The sequence below is a fragment of the Paralimibaculum aggregatum genome, from assembly GCF_030270585.1.
Classification (GTDB): Bacteria; Pseudomonadota; Alphaproteobacteria; order Rhodobacterales; family Rhodobacteraceae; genus Thermohalobaculum; species Thermohalobaculum aggregatum.
Genome location: NZ_BSYI01000141.1, coordinates 1 through 512, shown reverse-complemented (window position 1 = coordinate 512; position 512 = coordinate 1). Strand labels below are relative to the sequence as shown.

Below are 512 nucleotides of genomic sequence, written 5' to 3'. Positions count from 1 at the left end.
GATGCCGGGCTGGTGGAGATCCTCCCGGGCACGGTCTCGGGGCGGTATTTCTGCGACAAGAACGGCAACAGCCTCGACGATGACGAGCCTGGCGTGGCGGGCCGCGAGGTCAGGCTGCTCTCGGCGGGCGATGACGGCAGCTTCGGCACCGCCGACGACGTGGTCGAGGCCAGCACCCAGACCGACGATACCGGCGGCTATCTCTTCGCGGACGTGGCGCCGGGCGACTATGCGGTGATGATCGACGGCGTGCGCCTCGTCACCAGGGATGTCGACGGCAATGTCTCGGACGACATCGACTCGGATGTCGATGCCGGGGGCATGAGCGATGCCTTTTCGGTCGCCGCGGGCGAGGACGTGATCGACATCGATGCCGGCACCGCCTGCTACGAGGTGGCGGCGGATGCGCTGATCGGGGTCTCCGGCCTGATCTCGGCGGCGGCGGGGGCGCGGCTCGACGCGATCGACAACCAGGGCGTCACCACCTACGACGCCGGCACCGGGGTCTTCAC

The 512-nt window shown here is 69.1% G+C and carries 1 protein-coding gene; it reads left to right on the top strand.

Annotation, left to right across the window (positions count from 1 at the left end; all coding sequences use genetic code 11):
- Window positions 1-512, top strand: a 512-nt coding sequence (locus QSJ97_RS24675) for an SdrD B-like domain-containing protein (RefSeq protein WP_285675156.1), incomplete at both ends; no start/stop codon positions are given.